The sequence below is a fragment of the Streptomyces sp. NPDC048277 genome, assembly GCF_040652235.1.
GTDB lineage: Bacteria > Actinomycetota > Actinomycetes > Streptomycetales > Streptomycetaceae > Streptomyces.
On the sequence record NZ_JBEZLQ010000014.1, the window covers coordinates 291,127 to 314,454 of the forward strand.

Here is a 23,328-nt window from a genome sequence, read left to right on the forward strand (position 1 = left end):
CCGCTATGCACGACACGCGGCGGCGGACGATGGTTGTGCGCTTACCCCCGGCTCAGCGCCCCAGACGCCCCCGCACCATACCCACGAGGGAGTTGAGCTCCTCGATGCGCATGCGGCGCGCGGCGACGTAGAAAACGCCGAGCAGGACGGCTCCACCGGCCAGCAGGGCGGCGAGCGAACCGATCGCACCCTGCCCCAGAGTGTGACCGATGCCGTAGCAGGCCGCACCACTGAGGAGTGCTGCCGGTACGGAGGCGATACACAGCCGGGCGTAGGTGCGGGTGACCCGGGAGCCGTCCAGGTCGCCGCCGAGGCGCTTGCGCAGCCGCTTCCAGGCGACGCCCACGCCGGTCGCGTAGGCGAGGCCGTAGGAGGCGGCCATACCGGCGACCGCCCAGCGGGCCGGCAGCAGAACATAACAGGCGACCGAGGCACCCGCGTTGACCGCGGCCACGATGACCGTGTTGTAGAAGGGGGTGCGGGTGTCTTCGTACGCGTAGAAGGCGCGCAGGACGACGTACTGCACCGAGTAGGGGATCAGGCCGAGGGCGAAGGCCATCAGCATGAATCCCATGTTGGTGGCCTCGCTGGTGCCGGACGAGCCGAAGATCAGCGTGCACATCGGGATGCCGAGGGCCAGGAAGCCGAAGGAGATGGGGACGATCGCGACGGCGGTCGTCCGGAGGCCCTGAGAGATGTCGTCGCGGACGGCGCCCGTGTCGTTCTCGGCGGCCGAGCGGGAGATCCGCGGCAGCAGGGCGGCCATCAGGGAGACCGTGATGATGGCCTGCGGCAGGCCCCAGATCAGCTGGGCGTTGGCGTAGGCGGCGAAGCCGGTGCCGTCGACCGGGGAGTGCTTGCCGGCCGAGGTCGACAGCTGGGAGACGACGAGTGCGCCCGCCTGGTTGGCGAGGACGAACAGCACGGTCCACTTGGCGAGCGTGGCGGCCTTGCCGAGACCGTGGCCCCTCCAGTCGAAGCGCAGCCGCAGCCGGAACCCGGTCTCGCGCAGATAGGGGATCATCGCCAGGGCCTGGACCACGAGGCCGAGCAGTACGCCGACGCCGAGCAGTCGCTGGCCCGCCGGCGGGATGGTGGTGACCTTCATGCCGGAGTGCGCGGCGGTGCCGTACACCCAGATGAACAGGCCGAGGGTGACGATGATGACGATGTTGTTGAGGACCGGGGTCCACATCATCGCGCCGAACTTGCCCCGCGCGTTGAGGATCTGACCCATCACCACGTGGATGCCCATGAAGAAGATCGAGGGCAGGAAGTAGCGGACGAAGGTGACGCCGACCTCGTTGGCCGCCGGGTCGCTGGCGACCGAGTCGGACAGCAGGCGGATGAGGAAGGGCGCGGCCGCGATGGTGGCCGCGGTGAGCAGGCCCAGCGCCACCATCACGAGGGTCAGCAGACGGTTGGCGAACGCCTCGCCGCCGTCCTCGTCCTCCTTCATGGCGCGCACCAGCTGCGGCACGAAGACGGAGTTGAGGCCGCCGCCGACGGTCAGGATGTAGATCATCGTGGGGAGCTGGTAGGCGACCTGGAACGTGTCACCGAGCAGACCCACGCCGAGTGCGGAGACGATCAGCGCGGAGCGGACGAAGCCGGTGAGGCGGGAGACCATCGTGCCCGCCGCCATCACGGCGCTGGACTTCAGCAGCCCCCCGGCCTTCCCGCCCTTCTTCGCGGGGGCGGACGCGGAAGCAGCCGGAGCCGCGGTCTGGACGGACGCCGGGGGCGCCACGCGCGCCGCACCGAGGTTCATCGTCTGATCGGCCGCGGGCTGCGGAGCCGACGGTGTCTGGTACTGCGGGGTCAGCGACGGCCCACCCGGGGCGACTGCGGGTCCCGGCACCGACGGGGGCTCCGACGGCAGGTGTCCGCCGGCCTGCTGCGGATCCCGGTAGCCGCCCTGCTGCTGGTCCCTGAAGAGGTGCGCGAAGGCGTCCGGCTCGTGGCGCTCCTCGCCGGAGTGCGTGACCAGGTCGTCCACGCCCACGAACTGGGTCGTGCGCGGGTTGTCGCCGTACGGGAGGTACTGGGTCGGGCCCTCCGGCTCCGGCGCCGGGGTCTGGGCCCATACGTTCGGGTCGGGGGCGTACGGTGACTGGGAGGGCTGCCCGTACAGCGGCTGCTGCGGATACGTGCCCGGGGGCGGCGGGGGGTGCGCGGCACGGTCGTAGAGCGCCTCGGCGACCGGGTCCTGGGCGGAGAGGTCCTGTGCCCGGTAGGGGTCCTGGTCGTAGGCGTCCTGGAGGTACATGTCAGCCGCGTGCTGCGGCGGGACCTGGCCGGGCTCCGGCGGCGGCTCGGGGTAGCCCGAACCGGCCGCGCCCTGGCCGCGTTCACCGTCGTACGGCGCGTTCATGGTTACCCCACCTCATCGTCCCGGGCCACACCGGCCACGACATCGCTCAACGGTCCACTCTCTCACCCGTCCCGGACGGGTCGGCGCTTTCCGGTGCGGTGTCCGGTGTCGGGTCACTCGGCTGCTCCGGGTCGTCTGCCCCGGACCGGGCCCCGGACTCCTCCAGGCGGCGATGCCCACCGGCGTCGGGGTTTCCCGGCCCTTCGGTGCCCTCGGAGCTCTTGGTCTCCGGGGTCTCCGGGGCGTCGGGAGCGTCCGTGGTGCCGTCGTCGGTCGCGTCGGGGCCGTCGCCTTCTTCGGCCCGGCGGGCGGCCGCCCGCTTGCGCTGGGTGTACATGCGGAAGCCGGCGAGCACCAGCAGCAGCACACCGCCGCCGATGACCAGCATCACGGTGGGCGTGACCTCGGTGACCTTCACGTCGAACTGGACGGGGGCGCCGTACTCCTGGCCGTCCTCGGTGTAGAGCTGGGCGATCACCCCCACCCGGCCGTTGGCGTTGGCCGAGGTGGAGAACTTCACGGACTGGCTGTGGCCGCCGGAGACCTCGACCGGCTGCTCGTAGTAGGCCTTGCCGCCGATCTCCAGGCGGGTCGGCATCGTCGAGGTGAGCCGCAGGACGAGGTGGTCGACGCCCTGGACCAGGTTGTTCTGGACGGTCACCGGAATGGTGGCGCTGCGGCCGGAGAGCTTGGTCTCGGACTTGTCGATCAGCTTGACCTGGTCGGTGAGGCTGTCGAGCCAGGACTCCACACCCGTGCGGAAGCTGTCCGCCTCGCTGCCGCGGCCCCGCCACGACGTGGACATCTCACGGTTTATGGCCCGCCCGAAGGGGGTCACCACCCGGGACTGGTTGGTGAGGATCACCTGGAAGTTGTCGAGCTTGTCCTGGGTGCGGGCGATCTGCTCGAAGGCCGTTCGGGGCAGTTCCTGCTTGCGCAGCGAGGAGGGGTACGCCGACGACGAGGGGATCTTCGTGGTCGCGCCGGCGTCGGGCTTGTCCTTGGCGGCCGCCGCGAGGTCCTGCGACTGCGACCAGTTGCTGCCCTGCAACGCCGTGATCGCCGTCGCCATCGCCTGGGCCTGGCTCGCCGACGGCGTCCGCTGCGGGGCGACGACGATGCTGCGCTGCTTGTCGGTCTGGGCGCTCAGCTCCAGGCTCTGCGCCAGGAACTGCTGCACCGCGAGGGTGGCCGAGTCGGCCTCCGTCAGATCGCCCTCGAAGGCCGTGGACAGCCGGGCGTCCGCGACCACCGCCGTCGTGCCGCCGCCGATCGGACGTGCCGCCGACGGCGTGTAGGACAGCCCGCCGGTCTCCTGGAGGCTGTCGCTGCGGGCGATCACCGTGTCGGCGCCGGCCGAGGTGGCGACCTTGATGATCGAGGGGTCGACGGCGCCGTTCACGGGCCATGCGAAGTCGGTGCTCGGTGTGACATGGAGCACGGTCTGCACGGTGGTGGCGGCGACGTCGGTGGCGTCCTTGAGATGGCTCAGCGAGCCGGTCACGCTGGTGCCGTTGTGGGCGAGGGAGGCCAGGTCCGGGTCGGCGAAGGGCAGGGCCACCACCTCCTTGTCCGCCACCGCGTCCTGCAGGTCGGCCAGGAACTGCTTGGCCACCGCCTGGTGGGTACCGGCTGTGGTGCTGTCACCGGCGCCCTGGATCCGGTAGCCACGGGTCATCGCGTCCACGGAGGCCAGCAGGTCCGGGTCGATCACCCAGGTGACGTCCAGGTCCTTGCCGAGCGCCAGCATCTGGGCCAGCCGGCCGCCGGGCGAGATCTCCTTGGCGAGGTCGTCGTTGAGGAAGACCGGCGTCTGCAGCTCGCCCGCCCCCGTCTTCGCCGTCACATGGACGGTGGAGATCAGCGGCCACAGATACGTGGTCTTCGTCTTCGTGCCGGCCTCGGAGGACTGCCACGGCAGGAACGTTCGCTGGATGCCGAGGACCTGGTTCCACGGCTGTGCGGCCGTCTGGCCGGACAGCGAGACGCCGAACTGGTACACGCCGTCCTGGCCGAGGTCGAGCTTGTCGACCGGCACGGAGATGCTGAAGTGCTCGGCGACCCCCGGGGCCAGCGAGTCGAAGTCCTCGGTGTACTTGCCGCCGACCGCGGTGCCGAGGCTCGACTGGAGGTCGTCGGAGTGCTGGGCGGCGGAGTCGATCGCCGACCGTGTGCTGAGCTGAGCACCCACCCGCAGGTCCACCTGGGCGTCCGTGACGGCCTGCTTGCCGTTGTTGGTCACCGTGCCGGAGACCGTCAGTGTGTCCCCGTCGCCGGGGGCACTGGGGCTGAGAGAGTCCAGGGCGACGGACACCGCGTCGGAGCCGGCCGCCTGCGCCGGAGCCGCCATGGACAGCTGTATCAGTCCGGCCAGCAGAGGCGCACCCGCGAGCAGTGCCCCGGTGCGCCGCAGCCAGCGGCGGGCAGGTGAGGGCGTCCCCTGGAAGTCTGCCGCCTCGGCCACGCGCTCGTCCGTCCCTCGTCGTCGTCAGTGGTCGTCGGAATGTGCGTCCACGCATGGTAACGAGGCGCGCTGAATGGAAGTGCCGCGGTCTGCTCCACAAGATCGCGTGAGGGGACCGGCCTGTCCCCTATATACCGGTGTCGGCAGAGGATTCTGTTAAGCGTCGATCACTGCACTTGTGCTGGTGTCGAGTGAGATGTCCCACCCTCTTTATACGGTGGCGCCGTAAGGGGCGCCGCCGGAATATGGAGGCGCTTCGGGCCGCCGGAGGCACGTACCCTGTTCTGTTGTGCCGAACGCCAATGAAGACACTCCCACTGCCCTGAGCCAGGTGCAGCAGCGCGCGGTGAGCGAACTGCTGCGGGTGGCGCCCGTCGCCGACGACCTCGCCCGCCGATTCCAGGAGGCCGGGTTCTCACTTGCCCTGGTCGGCGGCTCGGTCCGGGACGCGCTGCTGGGCCGGCTCGGCAACGACCTGGACTTCACCACCGACGCCCGCCCCGAGGACGTACTGAAGATCGTCCGGCCCTGGGCGGACGCCCTCTGGGAGGTCGGTATCGCTTTCGGCACGGTCGGGGCACAGAAGGACGGCTACCAGATCGAGGTGACCACCTACCGCTCCGAGGCCTACGACCGCACCTCGCGCAAGCCCGAGGTGTCGTACGGCGACTCCATCCAGGAGGACCTCGTCCGGCGTGACTTCACGGTCAACGCGATGGCGGTGGCGCTGCCGGAGAAGGAGTTCATCGACCCGCACGGCGGCCTCGATGACCTGGCCCTGCGCGCGCTCCGCACCCCCGGGACGCCCGAGGAATCCTTCTCGGACGACCCGCTGCGGATGATGCGTGCCGCCCGCTTCGCCGCGCAGCTGGACTTCGAAGTGGCCCCCGAGGTCGTCGCCGCGATGAAGGACATGGCCGGACGTCTGGAGATCGTCTCCGCCGAGCGGGTCCGGGACGAGCTGAACAAGCTGATCCTCTCCGCGCACCCCCGCAAGGGACTGACACTGCTCGTCGACACCGGTCTCGCCGACCATGTCCTGCCCGAGCTGCCGGCCCTGCGTCTGGAGAGCGACGAGCACCACCGGCACAAGGACGTCTACGACCACACGCTCATCGTCCTGGAGCAGGCGATGGCACTGGAGGAGAACGGTCCCGACCTCACCCTCCGCCTCGCCGCGCTGCTGCACGACATCGGCAAGCCGCGTACCCGTCGCTTCGAGCAGGACGGCCGGGTCTCGTTCCACCACCACGAGGTGGTCGGGGCGAAGATGACCAAGAAGCGCATGACGGCCTTGAAGTACTCCAACGAGCTGGTGAAGGACGTCTCACGGCTGGTCGAACTCCATCTGCGCTTCCACGGCTACGGCACCGGGGAGTGGACGGACTCGGCTGTCCGCCGCTATGTCCGTGACGCGGGCCCGCTGCTCGACCGGCTGCACAAGCTGACCCGGTCCGACTGCACCACCCGCAACAAGCGGAGGGCCGCGGCGCTCTCCCGTGCCTATGACGGCCTGGAGCAGCGCATCGCCGAGCTCCAGGATCAGGAGGAGCTCGACGCGATCCGTCCTGACCTCGACGGCAACCAGATCATGGAGATCCTCGGGATCCGTCCCGGCCCGGAGGTGGGGCAGGCCTACAAGCACATGCTGGAGCTCCGGCTGGAGAACGGGCCGATGGATCACGATGTCGCGGTGGCCGCGCTCAAGGAGTGGTGGGCCGAGCAGGGCTGAGTGTGGAACGAGCTCATGTTTCACGTGAAACATGACTCGACGGGAACGCGATGAGGGGCGATGTTTCACGTGAAACATCGCCCCTCTCCACTTCTCCCTTACTTCGAGTAGTCCTTCAGGCAGAGCAGGAAGGTCTCACTTCCGCTCTGTTCGGTGTAGGCGTACTGGAAGTCCTTGGCCTTGGTCTCGCAGGAGATCTGCGCGGAGGTGCCCGAGTAGGTGCCGTCGATCTTGGCGAGCACCACGTACTGCGCCTTGGAGGACGTGCATTCGACGACCTCGAGATCCGGATTGCTGTCGTTGCTGCTGCCTCGGTGCGACGATGACGATGTTCTTGATCGTCCTGGGGCCGACCTTACGCTGCGGCTGCGGCGGGCCCGCGTAAGTTAGCTGTCGCCACTGACATTGCTGTGACCAGGTGGCATTTCGTGACTCTGCTGTGCCCCCCGGCGGCGCTCGAAGCGGGCCATGGCCACGGCAACCGCTGCGTAGACGAGGGCGACCGTGATGACGAGGGTCGCGGAGCGGCCGTCCGGCGGGAGCATCAGGGCGGCGACACCGGCGGCCCCCACGAAGGCGACGTTGAAGAGCACGTCGTACACGGAGAAGATCCGGCCGCGGAAGCCGTCGTCGACGGACGACTGCACGATGGTGTCCGTCGCGATCTTCGCGCCCTGGGTGATCAGCCCCAGGACGAAGGCGGCGACGAGCATGGGACCGGTCGAGAACGGCAGCCCCAGGGCGGGCTCCAGCACGGCGGCGGACGCGGCGCACACGACGATCCAGCGGCCGGGGCCGAGCCGTCCTGCGGTCCACGGTGTCACCACGGCCGCCGCGAAGAAGCCCGCGCCGGAGATTCCCAGCGCCAGCCCCAGCAGCCGCAGGCCGGCGTCCGGGTTCGAGGCGAGGGCGTAGCGGCACAGCATCAGCACCAGGACCAGCAGTGCGCCGTAGCAGAAGCGCATCAGCGTCATGGCGAACAGCGCCCAGGCCGCCTCACGGCGCCGGGGTGCGGCGAGATGCCGTATCGCCGCCAGCAGATCCCGGGCGGTGGTGACGACGGCCGTGCCCAGGCTCGGTTGTGCCGACCGCCGGTCCGGGCCGAGCAGCCCCGGAGCCATGGTCAGCGAGGCGAGGGCCGCGCACAGGTACAGCGCGGCGCCCAGCAGGACCACCGCGGCGTCCGAGTCCGAGGCCACCAGTCGTACGGCGAAGGCGAGGCCGCCACCGGCGGTCGCCGCGAGGGTTCCGGCGGTCGGGGACAGGGAGTTGGCCAGGACCAGCCGCTCGGTGTCGACCACCCGTGGCAGCGCGGCGGACAGACCCGAAAGGACGAAGCGGTTGACGGCCGTTACGCACAGGGCGGAGACGTAGAAGAGCCAGGCGGGAACATGGCTGACCATCAGCACGGCGGTGACCGCTGCCAGCAGCGCGCGCAGCAGATTGCCGTACAGGAAGACCTGGCGGCGCCGCCAGCGGTCCAGCAGGACGCCGGCGAAGGGGCCCACGAGGGAGTACGGGAGGAGCAGCACCGCCATGGCCGAGGCGATCGCGGCCGGTGAGGTCTGCTTCTCCGGGGAGAAGACGACGTAGGCGGCGAGCGCTACCTGGTAGACGCCGTCGGCGCCCTGGGAGAGCAGGCGTACGGCGAGCAGACGGCGGAAGTTCCGCAGGCGCAGCAGGACACGCAGGTCGCGGACGACGGGCATGGTGCACAGCCTCACATATGGGACCGCGCGTATGGGAAGGGTCCCCGGGTCGGATGACCCGGGGACCCTCACAGCCCTGGCAGGAGCGTTATTTTTTTGGCGGAGACTCAGCGCACGGCGTTGTGCCGGGCTAGCGCTCGACGTCGCCGCGGATGAACTTCTCCACGTTCTCGCGGGCCTCGTCGTCGAAGTACTGGACCGGCGGGGACTTCATGAAGTAGCTCGACGCGGAGAGGATCGGGCCGCCGATACCGCGGTCCTTGGCGATCTTCGCGGCGCGCAGGGCGTCGATGATGACACCGGCCGAGTTCGGGGAGTCCCAGACCTCGAGCTTGTACTCCAGGTTCAGCGGGACGTCGCCGAAGGCACGGCCCTCGAGGCGGACGTACGCCCACTTGCGGTCGTCCAGCCAGGCCACCCAGTCGGACGGGCCGATGTGGACATTGCCCTCGCCGAGTTCCCGGTCACGGATCTGGGAGGTGACGGCCTGCGTCTTGGAGATCTTCTTGGACTCCAGGCGCTCGCGCTCGAGCATGTTCTTGAAGTCCATGTTGCCGCCGACGTTCAGCTGCATCGTGCGGTCCAGGACGACGCCCCGGTCCTCGAACAGCTTCGCCATGACGCGGTGCGTGATGGTGGCGCCGACCTGCGACTTGATGTCGTCACCGACGATCGGGACACCGGCCTCGGTGAACTTGTCCGCCCACTCCTTGGTGCCGGCGATGAAGACCGGGAGGGCGTTGACGAAGGCGACCTTGGCGTCGATGGCGCACTGGGCGTAGAACTTCGCCGCGTCCTCGGAGCCGACGGGCAGGTAGCAGACGAGGACGTCGACCTGCTTCTTCTTGAGGATCTTCACGACGTCGACCGGCTCGGCTGCGGACTCCTCGATGGTCTCGCGGTAGTACTTACCGAGACCGTCCAGGGTGTGGCCGCGCCGTACCTTCACACCGGTGTTCGGGACGTCGCAGATCTTGATGGTGTTGTTCTCGGAGGCGCCGATGGCGTCCGCCAGGTCCAGGCCGACCTTCTTGGCGTCCACGTCGAAGGCGGCGACGAACTCGATGTCCTTGACGTGGTAGTCGCCGAACTGGACATGCATCAGGCCGGGGACCCTGGACGCCGGGTCGGCGTCCTTGTAGTACTCGACTCCCTGCACCAGTGACGCGGCACAGTTGCCCACGCCGACGATGGCTACGCGAACCGAACCCATTCCGGTTGCTCCCTGTGTGTACGAGTGAGGCCCTGAGCGGGTCTCACGTGGCGGTGTCGCCGGGCGAATCCGGCCGGAGGGAATCCCCGGACCGGGGCAGGACGCCCGGCGCTCCATTGGTGGTGTTCTGCTGAGCGGACCCCCCGGAGGCGGGACCCTTCAGGTCCCGTCCGGCCCGCTCGCTCTCGATGAGCTCGTTCAGCCAGCGCACTTCGCGCTCCACGGACTCCATTCCGTGGCGCTGGAGCTCAAGCGTGTAGTCGTCGAGGCGCTCCCGGGTGCGTGCCAGCGAGGCGCGCATCTTCTCCAGGCGCTCCTCCAGCCGGCTGCGGCGGCCCTCCAGCACCCGCATCCGCACATCGCGCGAGGTCTGCCCGAAGAACGCGAACCGGGCGGCGAAGTGCTCGTCCTCGTACGCGTCGGGGCCGGTCTGGGAGAGGAGCTCCTCGAAGTGCTCCTTACCTTCGGCCGTCAACCGGTAGACGATCTTGGCGCGGCGGCCGGAGAGCGGTGCGGCGAGGGCGTCCTCGGCGGTGTTCCCCGGTTCCTCGATCAACCAGCCGTTGGCGACCAGCGTCTTGAGGCAGGGGTAGAGCGTCCCGTAGCTGAACGCCCGGAAGACACCCAGTGACGTGTTCAGCCGTTTCCGCAGCTCATAGCCGTGCATCGGGGACTCGCGGAGCAGGCCGAGTACGGCGAACTCGAGGATGCCGGAACGCCGGCTCATCGTCGCCTCCTCTCGTCCGCTGGTCGCTTATCTCGCTCTGATGTATCGACTCGATACATCCCGACGATAGATCGGGCCGTCCTATGCGACAAGAGGAGCGACGGTGAACGGGATCACATCACCGATTCGTGGGAGGCGAGTTGCCTGATTTGGGGTGAACTTCGGGGCTCGGCGGGTTTTGGTGGTGCGTAGTCTGTGCGGCATGCACACCACCGGGAACCAAGTGACGCTTGGGGGGCGTCCCTGTCCTCGGTGCCGTACGGGTGAATGCACGACCGACCACATCCGTATTTCGGGGGGACCGGAAACCAGCCGCCGTTTCCAGGCGCGCACGGGTGCGCCTGCCCGAGGAGTAATCGTTCGATGAGCGAGCACCGTCGCAAACCGCCGCAGCCGCAGGGAGGCGGAGGCGGACGTGCCGCGGCCCGACGCGGCCAGCCCGGCCCGTCCTCCGGCCGCCGTGCGGCACCGGGAGGCGCCACCGGGTCTCCCTCCGACTACGGGTTCCGTTCCTATGGGGCGGACCCGCAAGGCCCGGGCGCCGAAGAGCGCCCCTATGGAAGCCGTGCCGACGCACGCCGGGCGGCGCAGAGAAACACCGGAGGCCGTCGCAGAACGGCCGACAACGCGAGTGCGGGCGGGCGTGGCCCCGGCGGGGCCGGTCCGGGGCGCGGCAGAGGCCGGGCGACATCCGCGCCCGGCAAGAAGCGCCTCATCGACTACCCCAGGGCGCACAAGTTCGGCTGGCGCCGCTGGGTGCCCTCCTGGAGGCTCGTCTCCGGGCTGTGCATCACCTTCTTCGGCAGTCTGGTGGCGCTGGTCGGCGTCAGCTACGCCATGGTGAGCGTCCCCAGCGAGAACACCGCGGCCCAGTCCCAGAACAACGTCTACTACTGGGGCAACGGCCAGCAGATGGTCGCCTCGGGCACGGGCGTGAACCGGCAGAACGTCACCATCGACCTGATCCCCGAGGCCATGCAGTATGCGGTGATCTCGGCGGAGAACAAGACCTTCTACTCGGACCCGGGCGTCGACTTCAAGGGCATCGCCCGTGCCATCGTCAACATGGCGCAGGGCGGTCAGACGCAGGGTGGTTCGACGATCACCCAGCAGTACGTCAAGAACACCTACCTCAGCCAGGACCAGACGCTCACGCGCAAGTTCAAAGAGATGTTCATCGCCATCAAGGTAGGTACCAAGGTTCCCAAGCCCCAGATCCTGCAGGGCTACCTCAACACCTCGTACTTCGGTCGTGGTGCCTATGGGATCCAGGCCGCCGCCCAGACCTACTACGGCGTGAACGCGAAGGACCTCACCCCGAGCGAGTGCGCCGTGCTGGCGTCCCTGCTCAAGGGTGCGACGTACTACGACCCCGCGGGCAACCCGGACATCGACCCCGCCGCGACCAAGGACGCGAACTACAAGCGTTCGCACGACCGCTGGGCCTGGATCCTCGAGGAGATGCACAAGGACCAGCACCTCACCGACGCCCAGTACCAGCAGGCCATCAAGAAGTACCCGATGCCCCAGGGCCGCAAGGCCGTCAAGGGCATGACCGGCCAGATCAGCTACCTCGCCGACACGGCCAAGAAGTACGTCCTCGCGCACTCCAACATCACCGAGTCGCAGTTCGACCAGGGCGGCTACCAGATCTACACGACCTTCGACAAGGCCAAGGTCAACGCCCTGAGCGCGGCCGTGGCGAAGATCCAGAAGGCGCGTCTGGATCCGAAGAACCGCGACAAGGACAAGTACGTCCAGTTCGGCGCCGCGTCGGTGGTGCCCAAGGACGGCGCGATCGTCGCCCTGTACGGCGGCGCCGGCTACGAGAACAACCACTTCACGAACAACGCCGACACCTCGGGTGTCCCCGTCGGTTCGACGTGGAAGCCGTTCGTGCTGGCCGCGGCCATGGAGGACGGGACGTACAAGACCGACGGTGTCGGGGTGTCGCCGCTGAGCAAGTACAACGGCGACGACAACCTCAAGGTGCGCAGGCCGGACGGTACGTACTACCTGAACAAGGACAACTCGATCTTCCGTCAGCGGAACGAGAGCGCGTACCCCTGGGGCTACATCACCCTGCGCAAGGCGATGGAGCAGTCGATCAACACACCGTTCGTACAGCTCGGCGTCGACGTCGGGATGACGAAGGTGCGGGACATGGCCCAGGCGTCCGGCATCCTGCTGAACAGCATGTCGCAGAACCTGAACCCGTCGTTCGCCATCGGTACGTCCACCCCCAGCGCCATCCGCATGGCCGACGCCTACGCGACCTTCGCGGCGTCCGGCGAACATGTGGACCCGTACTCCGTGACCTCGGTCAAGAAGGACGGGCAGGAGCTGACCGGTTTCGACAAGCCGAAGCTGACCAGGGCGATGGACGCGAACGTCGCGAACAACGTCACGGACGTCCTGCAGAACGTCATCCAGAACGGTACGGGTACCAACGCCAAGGCCCTGGGCCGTACGGCGGCGGGCAAGACCGGTACCACCGACAGCAACAAGTCGGCCTGGTTCGTCGGCTACACCCAGCAGCTGGCGACGTCGGTGGCGATGTTCCGCGAGAACCCGAAGGACGCCGAGCTGCTCTCCATGAACGGCACCGCCGGCGTGGCGTCCATCCACGGTGGTGACATCCCGACCGCGGTGTGGACCGAGTACATGAAGGCCGCGCTTCAGGGCAAGAACGACCTGGGCTTCCCCGACGCGACCAAGCTCGGTGAGATCTCCGACGAACTGGGGATGCCCTCGCCGACGCCGAGCCCGAGCATCACGGTGAGCGAGTCGCCCAGCGAGACGCCGAGCGCCACGCCCAGCGAGACGGCCACCTCGCCCTCGCCCACCGCGACCGAGACCTGTCAGTTCGCCTGGAACTGCTCGACCGACGGCGGCAGCACCGGCAGCACGTCCGGTACGACGTCCTCGCCGACGGCCACGGAGACGACCGGTAACGGAAACACCAGAGGCAATGCCAACGGCGGAAACCTCTTCGGAGGTTCGACCGGTTAGCCGCTGACATCGGCGAAACGAGCGGACAGGAGCCCGGCCTTGGGACCGGGAACCTGTCCGCTTCGTTTTGGCCGGTCCCGCGACGGGCTGCCGCCTGCTCGCGGGCCCCTCTGGTGTGTGGTCGACATCACTAAGGCCGCCATGGCCGCGACCTCGGTGTCGCGGGCTGGGGACCCCCATGACCGCCTGGGTTCCCCGTGCGGGGTCCCGCGCTCAGGTACGTACGGCAGGATGTGCCCCATGCCCAGTGCAGAGACGACGCCCGCGAGCGTGCGCGAGCCGGAGCCGGTGCGGCCGACCAGGGAAGACAAGGTCGCCGCGGCCGGGAGTGAGCTGATCGGTGGCCCCATCGGGCGGCGCGCGCTGCTCGGGACGTCCTGGTGGACGCCCCTGCGGATCGTGGTGCTCGTGGCGATCGGGATGTTCGCCCTCGGCATGGTCCAGAAGGTGCCCTGCTACGACAGCGGCTGGTTCTTCGGCGCGAGTTCCCAGTACACGCACGCGTGCTACTCGGACATCCCGCACCTCTATCAGGGGCGGGGCTTCGCCGACGGCCTGGTGCCGTACTTCGACAAGCTCCCGGGCGACATGGACTACCTCGAATACCCGGTGCTGACCGGTGTGTTCATGGAGGTGGCCGCATGGCTCACGCCGGGCAGCGGCAGCATCCAGCTCCAGGAACAGGTGTACTGGTTCGTCAACGCCGGGATGCTGATGGTGTGCGCCGCCGTCATCGCGGTGTGCGTGGTCCGTACGCACCGCCGGCGCCCCTGGGACGGTCTGCTGGTCGCCCTGGCGCCTGCCTTCGCCCTGACCGCCACCATCAACTGGGACCTCCTGGCGGTCGCTCTGACGGCCGCGGCGATGCTGATGTGGTCCCGGAGCCGTCCCCTCGCCTTCGGTGTCCTCCTGGGGCTTGCGACGGCCGCCAAGCTGTATCCCGTGTTCCTGCTGGGGCCGCTGTTCCTGCTGTGCTGGCGCGCGGGCAAATGGCGGGAGTTCTGGATCGCCACGGGCGGCGCGGTGGCCGCCTGGCTCGTCGTGAACCTGCCTGTGATGATCTTCGCCTTCGACGGCTGGTCGAAGTTCTACACGTTCAGCCAGGAACGAGGCGTCGACTTCGGCTCCTTCTGGCTGATCTGGGCGCAGAACACGACCACCCCGCCGTCCACCGACTTCGTGAACAAAGCGGCCATGGTCCTGGTGCTGCTCTGCTTCCTGGGCATCGCCGCCCTGGCCCTCACCGCCCCGCGCCGGCCGCGCTTCGCCCAGCTGGCCTTCCTGGTGGTGGCGGCCTTCATCCTCACCAACAAGGTCTACTCCCCGCAGTACGTCCTCTGGCTGGTGCCGCTGGCCGTCCTCGCCCGGCCCAAGTGGCGGGACTTCCTGATCTGGCAGGCGTGCGAGGTGGCGTACTTCCTGGGGATCTGGATGTACCTCGCGTACACGACCAGCGGAGACGCCCACAAGGGCCTGCCGACCAACGGCTACCACTGGGCGATCGCCGTCCACCTGCTGGGCACGCTCTACCTGTGCGCGATGGTCGTGCGCGACATCCTGATGCCCGAGCGGGACGTGGTGCGCCGCTCCGGCGACGACGACCCCTCGGGCGGGGTGCTGGACGGCGCCGAGGACGTCTTCGTGCTCGGCACCGCGGCCCGTATCCCGCGCCACGCCCACTTCGAGGGGACGCCGGTGGAATGGGGAAGCCGATCCTCCGAGGACAGTTCGCTCTGAGCGAACAGCCCTGGCCGGGTCGGTCCAGGGCGAAGAAAAGGGCCGTACACGGAGCTCCGTGTACGGCCCTTTCGCTGTGCTGCGGACCCTCAGCGGTCCACGATCCGGTCGAACTGGGTGGTGGTGTGCCGCAGATGAGCCACCAGTTCCTCGCCCACCTTCGGCTCCGGCGCGTCCGAGGGCACGAAGAGGATCGACACCTGCATGTGCGGCGGCTCCGCGAACCAGCGCTGCTTGCCGCCCCAGACGAACGGAGAAAGGTTCCGGTTCACCGTGGCCAGACCGGCCCGTGCGACGCCCTTGGCGCGCGGCATGACGCCGTGCAGGGCCTTCGGGGCCTCCAGGCCCACCCCGTGCGACGTACCGCCCGCCACGACCACCAGGAAGCCGTCCGAGGCCGCCTTCTGCTGCCGGTAGCCGAACCGGTCGCCCTTGGCGATACGGGTGACGTCCAGGACCGCCCCGCGGTACTGGGTGGCGTCGTGGTCCCCCAGCCACAGCCGGGTGCCGATCCGGGCCCGGAACCGGGTCTGCGGGAACTGCTGCTGGAGCCGGGCGAGTTCGTCGGCCTTGAGATGGCTGACGAACATCGTGTGCAGCGGCAGCCGGGCCGCGCGCAGCCGGTCCATCCAGCCGATGACCTCCTCGACGGCGTCCGAGCCGTCGGTGCGGTCCAGCGGCAGATGGATGGCGAAGCCCTCCAGACGGACGTTCTCGATGGCGGAGTGCAGCTGCGGCAGGTCCTGCTCGCTGATGCCGTGCCGCTTCATCGTGGACATCACCTCGATGACCACGCGCGCGCCCACCAGGCCGTACACACCGTCGATCGACGACACCGAGCGGATGACACGGTCGGGCAGCGGGACGGGCTCCTCACCGCGCCGGTACGGCGTCAGCACCAGCAGGTCGCCGCCGAACCAGTCCTTTATGCGCGCGGCCTCGTACGTCGTGCCGACGGCGAGGACGTCCGAGCCCAGCCGGGTGGCCTCCTCCGCGAGGCGTTCGTGCCCGAAGCCGTAGCCGTTGCCCTTGCAGACCGGGACCAGGCCCGGGAACTGCTCCTGCACGTGCTTGTGGTGCGCACGCCAGCGCGCGGTGTCGACGTAGAGCGTGAGCGCCATGGCCGGACCCGGAACCCTTCTTGGTGGCAGCGGTGTGTCAGAGGTATCGAAGCACTGAACGCGGCGTCAGCGGCGCGACATGTAGATGTCGAGAGCCTTGTGGAGCAGCTTGTTCAGCGGGAAGTCCCACTCGCCCAGATACTCGGCGGCCTGACCGCCGGTGCCCACCTTGAACTGGATCAGGCCGAAGAGGTGGTCCGTCTCGTCCAGCGAGTCGGAGATGCCGCGCAGGTCGTAGACGGTGGCGCCGAGCGCGTAGGCGTCGCGCAGCATCGTCCACTGCATGGCGTTCGAGGGCCGTACCTCACGGCCGATGTTGTCGGAGGCGCCGTAGGAGTACCAGACGTGCCCGCCGACGATCAGCATGGTCGCCGCCGACAGGTTCACCCCGTTGTGCCGGGCGAAGTACAGCCGCATCCGGTTGGGGTCCTCGGTGTTGAGGGCCGTCCACATGCGCTGGAAGTACGACAGCGGGCGCGGCCGGAAGTGGTCGCGCACGGCCGTGATCTCGTACAGCCGCTGCCACTCCGCCAGGTCCTGGTAGCCGCCCTGGACGACCTCGACACCGGCCTTCTCGGCCTTCTTGATGTTGCGCCGCCACAACTGGTTGAAGTTCTTGTGGACCTCTTCCAGGGAGCGGTTCGCCAGCGGCACCTGGTAGACGTAGCGGGGCTGCACGTCGCCGAAGCCGGCGCCGCCGTCCTCACCCTGCTGCCAGCCCATCCGGCGCAGCTTGTCGGCCACCTCGAAGGCGCGCGGCTCGATGAAGTCGGCCTCGATGTCCCGCAGCCGCTTCACGTCCGGGTTCTGGATGCCGGCCTTGATGGAGTTGGCCTCCCAGCGCCGGATGATCACCGGCGGGCCCATCTTCACCGAGAACGCGCCCTGCTGCTTGAGGTGGGCCAGCATCGGCTGGATCCACTCGTCCAGATTCGGCGCGAACCAGTTGATGACCGGGCCCTCGGGCAGGTACGCGAGGTAGCGCTTGATCTTGGGCAGCTGGCGGTACAGCACCAGGCCCGCGCCGACCATGTCGCCGGTGCGCTCGTCGAACCAGCCGAGGTTCTCCGAACGCCACTCCGCCTTGACATCGGCCCAGGCCGGGACCTGCATGTGGCTAGCCGCAGGCAGGCTCTGGATGTACGCCAGATGCTGTTCGCGGCTGATGGTCCTCAGGGTCAGGCTCATGTCGGGGCGCTCCTCGGGCTGGTGTGTCCCCATGGGTACAGGGGCTCCGGCTCTCGCGCCGAAGCCTACTGCGCCATCCTCGCGGCCCGACCGGGCGTACTGCACCTGCGCCCCGGCTTCTGCGCGGCCGGGGCGTACCGCTGTGGTGCGGAGGTGCCGGACCTACCCGAACAGCCCGCCGTGTGCCATGCCGATGAAGAAGCCGATGCCCGAGGCACCGAGACCCAGGATCAGACCGAAGCGCTCGCGTGTGGTGATCGAGATCCACTGCCCGTACAGACCGGTGAGGATGCCGATCAGACCGGTCCAGGAGCTGAGCAGGTGCAGGCCGTGGAAGAACGAGGTGATGAAGGCGATCAGCCCGAGCGCCAGCGTGATCGCCATCAGCGAGTCCTGGAGCGCATGGGTCTTGCCGTCCGTCGCGAACAGGGATCCGGCGATGTTGGGTCGCAATGCCTGTGCCATAGGGCACCTCCTGCGGAAGGCGGCGCATCGTAGCGCCGTACACACCCGATGTGTACAGATTGAGGGTCCCGGCCGCCGGATTTCAACCGGAAGCACGTGTGCGGGTACTCTGTACCGTCTGCACCGGTGTCTGCCCTGGCCGCGGCAGGGCATCCCGAGGGAAGCCCCCGAATGTCAGTGGCGGCCGATACCGTTGCGTACGCATCACAACCCTCCTGCCACGGAACGACCGTGGCCGCTGAGTCCAAAGGAGGTGGGTTCCACATGCGTCACTACGAGGTGATGGTCATCCTCGACCCCGATCTGGAGGAGCGCGCCGTCGCCCCCCTGATCGAGAACTTCCTCTCCGTCGTCCGTGAGGGCAACGGCAAGGTGGAGAAGGTCGACACCTGGGGCCGTCGTCGTCTCTCGTACGAGATCAAGAAGAAGCCCGAGGGCATCTACTCGGTCATCGACCTGCAGGCCGAGCCTGCGGTCGTCAAGGAGCTCGACCGCCAGATGAACCTGAACGAGTCGGTCCTCCGGACCAAGGTCCTCCGCCCCGAGACCCACTGAGCTTCCCGCTCAGCTGATCCCGGGATTCGAGTAGCAGCAACCAAGCAGCCAGAGCAGCAAACCCGCCGAGAGGTTCCCCATGGCAGGCGAGACCGTCATCACGGTCGTCGGCAATCTTGTCGACGACCCCGAGCTGCGCTTCACCCCGTCCGGTGCGGCGGTCGCGAAGTTCCGCGTCGCGTCCACTCCCCGCACCTTCGACCGCCAGACGAACGAGTGGAAGGACGGCGAAAGCCTCTTCCTCACCTGTTCGGTCTGGCGGCAGGCGGCGGAGAACGTCGCGGAGTCGCTCCAGCGAGGCATGCGCGTCATCGTGCAGGGCCGGCTGAAGCAGCGGTCCTACGAGGACCGTGACGGTGTCAAGCGCACGGTCTACGAGCTGGACGTCGAGGAAGTCGGCGCCAGCCTGCGGAACGCCACGGCCAAGGTCACCAAGACCGCCGGTGGTGGCGGCCGCGGTGGCCAGGGCGGTTACGGCGGCGGTGGCGGTGGCGGCCAGGGTGGCGGCGGCTGGGGCGGCGGCTCCGGTGGCGGCCAGCAGGGCGGCGCTCCCAACGACGACCCCTGGGCTTCCGGCGCTCCCGCCGGTGGCGGCAACCAGGGTGGCGGCGGCTGGGGCGGCGGCTCCGGCGGCTCCGGCGGTTCCGGCGGCGGTGGCGGCTACTCGGACGAGCCCCCCTTCTAGGCCTTCGGGCCGAGGGTGGGACTTACCCAAACTTCTTGATCACACAGGAGAAACACCATGGCGAAGCCGCCTGTGCGCAAGCCGAAGAAGAAGGTCTGCGCTTTCTGCAAGGACAAGGTCACGTACGTGGACTACAAGGACACGAACATGCTGCGGAAGTTCATTTCCGACCGCGGCAAGATCCGTGCCCGCCGCGTGACCGGCAACTGCACGCAGCATCAGCGTGACGTCGCCACGGCCGTCAAGAACAGCCGTGAGATGGCGCTGCTGCCCTACACCTCCACCGCGCGCTAAGGGAAGGGTGACCGACTAATGAAGATCATCCTCACCCACGAGGTCTCCGGCCTCGGTGCCGCCGGCGACGTTGTCGACGTCAAGGACGGCTACGCTCGCAACTACCTGATCCCGCGGAAGTTCGCTATCCGCTGGACCAAGGGCGGCGAGAAGGACGTCGAGCAGATCCGTCGTGCTCGCAAGATCCACGAGATCCAGACCATCGAGCAGGCCAACCAGGTGAAGGCCCAGCTCGAGGGCGTCAAGGTCCGCCTGGCCGTCCGTGCCGGCGACGCGGGTCGTCTCTTCGGTTCCGTCACCCAGGCCGACATCGCTTCGGCGATCAAGGCTGCCGGTGGCCCCGAGGTCGACAAGCGCCGCATCGAGGTCGCTTCCGCGATCAAGACCCTGGGCGCCCACGAGACGTCCGTGCGTCTGCACCCCGAGGTTGCCGCCAAGGTCAACATCGAGGTCGTCGCGGCCTGACGCTGCGCTCGGCTTGAGCAGTAGCTGAAAGGGGCCGCACCCGTGAGGGTGCGGCCCCTTTGGTTTGTCGAACCGACGAGTGGTTTGTCGAACCGGTGCGTCGTCGAACCGGCGGGTCAACCGTGTTTCACGTGAAACGTGGTGGCTCGCGGTGTTTCACGTGAAACACCGCGAGCCCGTCGTCAGCGCGTCGCGCCCGTCACGATCCAGCGTCCCGAGCCGGCACGCAGCCAGAGGGTCAGCATGCGCACGGTCATCATCAGCGTCATGGCTCCCCAGAGCGCCGTGAGCCCGCCACCGAAGACGGGAACGAGGAGTGCCACCGGCGCGAAGACCGCGAGGGTCACCACCATGGCGCCGGCGAGATACGGCCCGTCTCCGGCGCCCATCAGTACGCCGTCGAGTACGAAGACGACGCCGGAGATCGGCTGGGAGAGCGCCACGATGAGCAGCGCGGGCAGTGCGGTGTCCTTCACGACGGGGTCGCTGGTGAACAGCGGGAGAAACAGCGGCCGGGCGACCACCACGAGCAGGCCCAGAGCAACTCCGGTGGCGATGCCCCACTGGACCATGCGCCGGCAGGCCTCACGGGCGCCGACCGCGTCCCCGGCACCGAGATAGCGACCGATGATGGCCTGCCCGGCGATCGCTATGGCGTCCAGGGCGAAGGCCAGCAGGCTCCAGAGGGACAGCACGATCTGGTGGGCGGCGATGTCGGCATCGCCCAGCCGGGCCGCCACCGCCGTGGCGATCATCAGGATGGCCCGCAGCGAGAGCGTCCGGACGAGAAGAGGGGCGCCTGCCTGTGCCGAGGCCCGTATCCCGGTGGCGTCGGGGCGAAGCGACGCCCCGTGCTCACGGGCTCCCCGGACCACGACGGTCAGATAGACCACCGCCATCCCGCTCTGGGCGATGACGGTGCCCCAGGCGGAGCCGGCGATGCCGAGTCCGGCACCGTAGACCAGCCCCGCGTTGAGCCCGGCGTTCGCGACGAAGCCCGCGACGGCGACGTACAGCGGGGTCCGGGTGTCCTGGAGGCCGCGCAGGACACCGGTGGCGGCGAGTACGACCAGCATGGGCGGGATGCCGAGTGAGGAGATCCTCAGGTAGGTCGTTGCGTAGGGGGCGGCGGTGGCCGAGGCGCCGAAGACGTCCACGATGCCGGGCGCCAGGGGCAGGACCACGGCGATCACCGCGGCACCGAGCAGCAGCGCCAGCCAGATGCCGTCCATGCCCTGGCGGATGGCCGCCTGGAGATCGCCGGCGCCGACCCGGCGGGAGACGGCGGCCGTGGTGGCGTAGGCGAGGAAGACGAAGACGCTCACGGCGGTGGTGAGGAGGGCCGAGGCGACCCCGAGACCGGCGAGCTGTGCGGTGCCGAGATGGCCGACGATCGCGCTGTCGGCCATCACGAAAAGCGGCTCGGCCACGAGTGCCCCGAAGGCCGGGACGGCCAGGGCGACGATCTCTCGGTCGTGCTGTCGGCGGGTGGCCTGGGGGATCGCGGGAGCCTGTGGCATGAGCACCAATCTAATCGTCCACAGGTAAGAGATGCAATGCCACTCTGTCCCTTACTTCGGTTTGCGTGGCCCGTGCGTTCGCGCACCGTTCGAGGCGATCTTGATCCGACTGGGAAAGTTTTTCTTCTGCACAGCCGGTGGATGGGAAAACTGCTGGTCAGGCGCGATTGTCGAGGGAGATCGAGGCCTTGTTCACAGCACTGTCCACCGCGTCGTGCACAGGTTTTGGCGGGTTCTCCACAGCATACGGGCCGTCGTCCACATGGCCTGTGGATAACCAGATTGGCTGACGGTGCCGACGGGCCTAACGTGGTGCGGCACCCGCTCCTTGTCACGGCCTCGGAAACCTCACAAAACCGACGCGTCCAGAACCGGAATGGGGCGTCCCAGTTGTCAGTGCCGTGCCGTACAAAAGAGGGCATGGCGAGGTCCGCCGGGCGGACGGGAGGAGGTGGCTCGGTGAGCATTTCCGAGCCCTTGGACGATCCGTGGGCCGACGCCGGTCCCAGTGATCGTCTGCCCGCCTCCCGCCGACGCGGTGAAGGCGGCCGAGGCCGGGACGACCGGCACGACCGGGGCCGGGACGACAGCGACTGGGACGGTGGCGGCGCCACCTTCGAGCGGGTTCCGCCGCAGGACCTCGACGCGGAACAGTCCGTGCTCGGCGGCATGCTGCTGTCCAAGGACGCGATCGCCGACGTCGTCGAGATCCTCAAGGGCCACGACTTCTACAAGCCCGCCCACGAGACGATCTACCAGGCGATCCTCGACATCTACGCGAAGGGCGAGCCGGCCGACCCCATCACCATCGCCGCCGAGCTCACCAAGCGCGGCGAGATCAACAAGGTCGGCGGCGCCTCCTATCTGCACACCCTCGTCCAGACGGTGCCGACGGCGGCGAACGCCGAGTACTACGCGGAGATCGTTCACGAGCGGGCCGTGCTGCGCCGCCTGGTCGAGGCCGGCACCCGCATCACGCAGATGGGATACGCGGCCGACGGCGACATCGACGAGATCGTCAACAGCGCCCAGGCGGAGATCTACGCCGTCACCGAGCAGCGGACCAGCGAGGACTACCTGCCGCTCGGCGACATCATGGAGGGCGCCCTCGACGAGATCGAGGCGATCGGCTCCCGCACCGGCGAGATGACCGGCGTACCCACCGGCTTCACGGACCTGGACTCGCTCACCAACGGCCTGCACCCGGGCCAGATGATCGTCATCGCAGCGCGTCCCGCCATGGGCAAGTCGACCCTCGCCCTGGACTTCGCACGGGCCGCGTCCATCAAGAACAACCTGCCCAGCGTCATCTTCTCCCTCGAAATGGGCCGCAACGAGATCGCGATGCGTCTGCTGTCCGCCGAGGCCCGGGTCGCTCTGCACCACATGCGCTCCGGCACGATGACCGACGAGGACTGGACCCGGCTGGCCCGCCGGATGCCGGACGTCTCGGCCGCCCCGCTCTACATCGACGACTCCCCGAACCTGTCGATGATGGAGATCCGTGCCAAGTGCCGTCGGCTGAAGCAGCGCAACGACATCAAGCTCGTGATCATCGACTATCTGCAGCTGATGCAGTCCGGCGGCAAGCGCTCCGAGAGCCGTCAGCAGGAGGTCTCGGACATGTCCCGTAACCTCAAGCTGCTGGCGAAGGAGCTGGAGGTCCCCGTGATCGCGCTCTCGCAGCTGAACCGTGGTCCCGAGCAGCGTACGGACAAGAAGCCGATGGTCTCCGACCTGCGTGAGTCGGGTTCCATCGAGCAGGACGCCGACATGGTCATCCTGCTCCACCGCGAGGACGCCTACGAGAAGGAGTCACCGCGCGCGGGCGAGGCGGACATCATCGTCGGCAAGCACCGAAACGGCCCGACCGCGACGATCACCGTGGCCTTCCAGGGCCACTACTCCCGCTTCGTGGACATGGCACAGACCTGAGGCGATGTTGTAGGGTCTCAGATTTCGCGGCACAATCTCACCTCCGATGGCACATCGCTGGCATTTGTGCCGTCGTTGTGAGACTCGCCGGTCGGGGCGTTCACCCTTTCGGGTGAGGTGGTTCCGGCTCGT

Annotated in this window: 18 protein-coding genes; 8 read left to right on the plus strand and 10 right to left on the minus strand. The window is 68.4% G+C overall.

The annotated features are described in order from the left end of the window. Positions 1-52: 52 nt before the first annotated feature. Positions 53-2,374: a murein biosynthesis integral membrane protein MurJ gene (gene murJ / locus AB0D85_RS29515; RefSeq protein ID WP_362326589.1), complete on the minus strand. Its 2,322-nt coding sequence runs from the start codon at positions 2,372-2,374 to the stop codon at positions 53-55. Positions 2,375-2,420: 46 nt separating this feature from the next. After that, entirely contained in the window at positions 2,421-4,838 is a 2,418-nt protein-coding gene (locus AB0D85_RS29520; protein WP_362326592.1) for a DUF6049 family protein, read from the minus strand. Positions 4,839-5,127: 289 nt separating this feature from the next. On the opposite strand from AB0D85_RS29520, the gene AB0D85_RS29525 reads away from it, so the two are divergent. After that, on the plus strand, positions 5,128-6,570 hold the full coding sequence (locus AB0D85_RS29525) for a CCA tRNA nucleotidyltransferase (protein WP_362326595.1): 1,443 nt from the start codon (positions 5,128-5,130) through the stop codon (positions 6,568-6,570). A gap of 98 nt (positions 6,571-6,668) precedes the next feature. Here AB0D85_RS29525 and AB0D85_RS29530 read toward each other — a convergent pair whose 3' ends face one another. From AB0D85_RS29530 to AB0D85_RS29545, 4 genes are all read right to left on the minus strand, one after another. Then, the gene (locus AB0D85_RS29530; protein WP_362326598.1) at positions 6,669-6,815 is read right to left on the minus strand and encodes a hypothetical protein; all 147 of its coding nucleotides are present in this window, start codon (positions 6,813-6,815) and stop codon (positions 6,669-6,671) included. A gap of 141 nt (positions 6,816-6,956) precedes the next feature. Beyond that, on the minus strand, positions 6,957-8,279 hold the full coding sequence (locus tag AB0D85_RS29535) for an MFS transporter (RefSeq protein WP_362326601.1): 1,323 nt from the start codon (positions 8,277-8,279) through the stop codon (positions 6,957-6,959). Positions 8,280-8,409: 130 nt separating this feature from the next. After that, entirely contained in the window at positions 8,410-9,492 is a 1,083-nt protein-coding gene (locus AB0D85_RS29540; RefSeq protein ID WP_362326604.1) for an inositol-3-phosphate synthase, read from the minus strand. A gap of 43 nt (positions 9,493-9,535) precedes the next feature. Then, positions 9,536-10,219: a helix-turn-helix transcriptional regulator gene (locus AB0D85_RS29545; RefSeq protein ID WP_362326607.1), complete on the minus strand. Its 684-nt coding sequence runs from the start codon at positions 10,217-10,219 to the stop codon at positions 9,536-9,538. 756 nt (positions 10,220-10,975) lie between these two features. On the opposite strand from AB0D85_RS29545, the gene AB0D85_RS29550 reads away from it, so the two are divergent. Continuing rightward, positions 10,976-13,231: a transglycosylase domain-containing protein gene (locus AB0D85_RS29550; RefSeq protein ID WP_362326610.1), complete on the plus strand. Its 2,256-nt coding sequence runs from the start codon at positions 10,976-10,978 to the stop codon at positions 13,229-13,231. 240 nt (positions 13,232-13,471) lie between these two features. After that, positions 13,472-14,968, plus strand: a complete 1,497-nt coding sequence (locus tag AB0D85_RS29555; RefSeq protein ID WP_362326613.1) for a glycosyltransferase 87 family protein — start codon at positions 13,472-13,474, stop codon at positions 14,966-14,968. 89 nt (positions 14,969-15,057) lie between these two features. On the opposite strand, the gene AB0D85_RS29560 is transcribed toward AB0D85_RS29555, so the two are convergent. The 3 genes from AB0D85_RS29560 to AB0D85_RS29570 all read right to left on the minus strand — a co-directional run bounded on the left by AB0D85_RS29560 (position 15,058) and on the right by AB0D85_RS29570 (position 17,742). After that, positions 15,058-16,089 carry an alanine racemase gene (locus AB0D85_RS29560; RefSeq protein WP_362326616.1) on the minus strand — a complete coding sequence of 344 codons (1,032 nt, stop codon included), beginning with the start codon at positions 16,087-16,089 and terminating at the stop codon, positions 15,058-15,060. A gap of 66 nt (positions 16,090-16,155) precedes the next feature. Further along, complete coding sequence (femX, locus tag AB0D85_RS29565; RefSeq protein ID WP_362326619.1) at positions 16,156-17,277, minus strand: peptidoglycan bridge formation glycyltransferase FemX; 1,122 nt, start codon at positions 17,275-17,277, stop codon at positions 16,156-16,158. Between the two features lie 162 nt (positions 17,278-17,439). After that, a complete protein-coding gene (locus tag AB0D85_RS29570; protein ID WP_362326622.1) occupies positions 17,440-17,742 on the minus strand; it encodes a hypothetical protein in 303 nt (100 codons plus the stop codon). Between the two features lie 264 nt (positions 17,743-18,006). On the opposite strand from AB0D85_RS29570, the gene rpsF reads away from it, so the two are divergent. The 4 genes from rpsF (at position 18,007) to rplI (ending at position 19,741) form a co-directional block, all read left to right on the plus strand. Beyond that, positions 18,007-18,297 (plus strand): 30S ribosomal protein S6, encoded by a 291-nt coding sequence (rpsF, locus tag AB0D85_RS29575; protein WP_005482942.1) that lies wholly within the window; start codon positions 18,007-18,009, stop codon positions 18,295-18,297. 79 nt (positions 18,298-18,376) lie between these two features. After that, positions 18,377-18,982, plus strand: coding sequence for a single-stranded DNA-binding protein (locus AB0D85_RS29580; protein ID WP_362326626.1), 606 nt, complete (start codon positions 18,377-18,379; stop codon positions 18,980-18,982). Positions 18,983-19,039: 57 nt separating this feature from the next. Continuing rightward, positions 19,040-19,276 (plus strand): 30S ribosomal protein S18, encoded by a 237-nt coding sequence (gene rpsR, locus AB0D85_RS29585; protein ID WP_003949403.1) that lies wholly within the window; start codon positions 19,040-19,042, stop codon positions 19,274-19,276. An 18-nt stretch (positions 19,277-19,294) separates the two neighbouring features. Further along, complete coding sequence (gene rplI, locus AB0D85_RS29590) at positions 19,295-19,741, plus strand: 50S ribosomal protein L9 (RefSeq protein ID WP_046727591.1); 447 nt, start codon at positions 19,295-19,297, stop codon at positions 19,739-19,741. A 182-nt stretch (positions 19,742-19,923) separates the two neighbouring features. Here rplI and AB0D85_RS29595 read toward each other — a convergent pair whose 3' ends face one another. Further along, entirely contained in the window at positions 19,924-21,261 is a 1,338-nt protein-coding gene (locus AB0D85_RS29595) for an MATE family efflux transporter (protein ID WP_362326631.1), read from the minus strand. A gap of 459 nt (positions 21,262-21,720) precedes the next feature. On the opposite strand from AB0D85_RS29595, the gene dnaB reads away from it, so the two are divergent. Continuing rightward, the gene (gene dnaB / locus AB0D85_RS29600; protein ID WP_362326634.1) at positions 21,721-23,196 is read left to right on the plus strand and encodes a replicative DNA helicase; all 1,476 of its coding nucleotides are present in this window, start codon (positions 21,721-21,723) and stop codon (positions 23,194-23,196) included. Positions 23,197-23,328 lie beyond the last annotated feature (132 nt).

Excerpts from the sequence above, each read along its gene's own strand:
- murJ (WP_362326589.1), bottom strand. The coding sequence starts at position 2,374 with ATGAACGCGCCGTACGACGGTGAACGCGGCCAGGGCGCGGCCGGTTCG.
- AB0D85_RS29535 (WP_362326601.1), bottom strand. The coding sequence starts at position 8,279 with ATGCCCGTCGTCCGCGACCTGCGTGTCCTGCTGCGCCTGCGGAACTTC.
- AB0D85_RS29540 (WP_362326604.1), bottom strand. The coding sequence starts at position 9,492 with ATGGGTTCGGTTCGCGTAGCCATCGTCGGCGTGGGCAACTGTGCCGCG.
- AB0D85_RS29545 (WP_362326607.1), bottom strand. The coding sequence starts at position 10,219 with ATGAGCCGGCGTTCCGGCATCCTCGAGTTCGCCGTACTCGGCCTGCTC.
- AB0D85_RS29555 (WP_362326613.1), top strand. The coding sequence starts at position 13,472 with ATGCCCAGTGCAGAGACGACGCCCGCGAGCGTGCGCGAGCCGGAGCCG.
- AB0D85_RS29560 (WP_362326616.1), bottom strand. The coding sequence starts at position 16,089 with ATGGCGCTCACGCTCTACGTCGACACCGCGCGCTGGCGTGCGCACCAC.
- femX (WP_362326619.1), bottom strand. The coding sequence starts at position 17,277 with ATGAGCCTGACCCTGAGGACCATCAGCCGCGAACAGCATCTGGCGTAC.
- AB0D85_RS29570 (WP_362326622.1), bottom strand. The coding sequence starts at position 17,742 with ATGGCACAGGCATTGCGACCCAACATCGCCGGATCCCTGTTCGCGACG.
- rpsF (WP_005482942.1), top strand. The coding sequence starts at position 18,007 with ATGCGTCACTACGAGGTGATGGTCATCCTCGACCCCGATCTGGAGGAG.
- AB0D85_RS29580 (WP_362326626.1), top strand. The coding sequence starts at position 18,377 with ATGGCAGGCGAGACCGTCATCACGGTCGTCGGCAATCTTGTCGACGAC.
- rpsR (WP_003949403.1), top strand. The coding sequence starts at position 19,040 with ATGGCGAAGCCGCCTGTGCGCAAGCCGAAGAAGAAGGTCTGCGCTTTC.
- rplI (WP_046727591.1), top strand. The coding sequence starts at position 19,295 with ATGAAGATCATCCTCACCCACGAGGTCTCCGGCCTCGGTGCCGCCGGC.
- AB0D85_RS29595 (WP_362326631.1), bottom strand. The coding sequence starts at position 21,261 with ATGCCACAGGCTCCCGCGATCCCCCAGGCCACCCGCCGACAGCACGAC.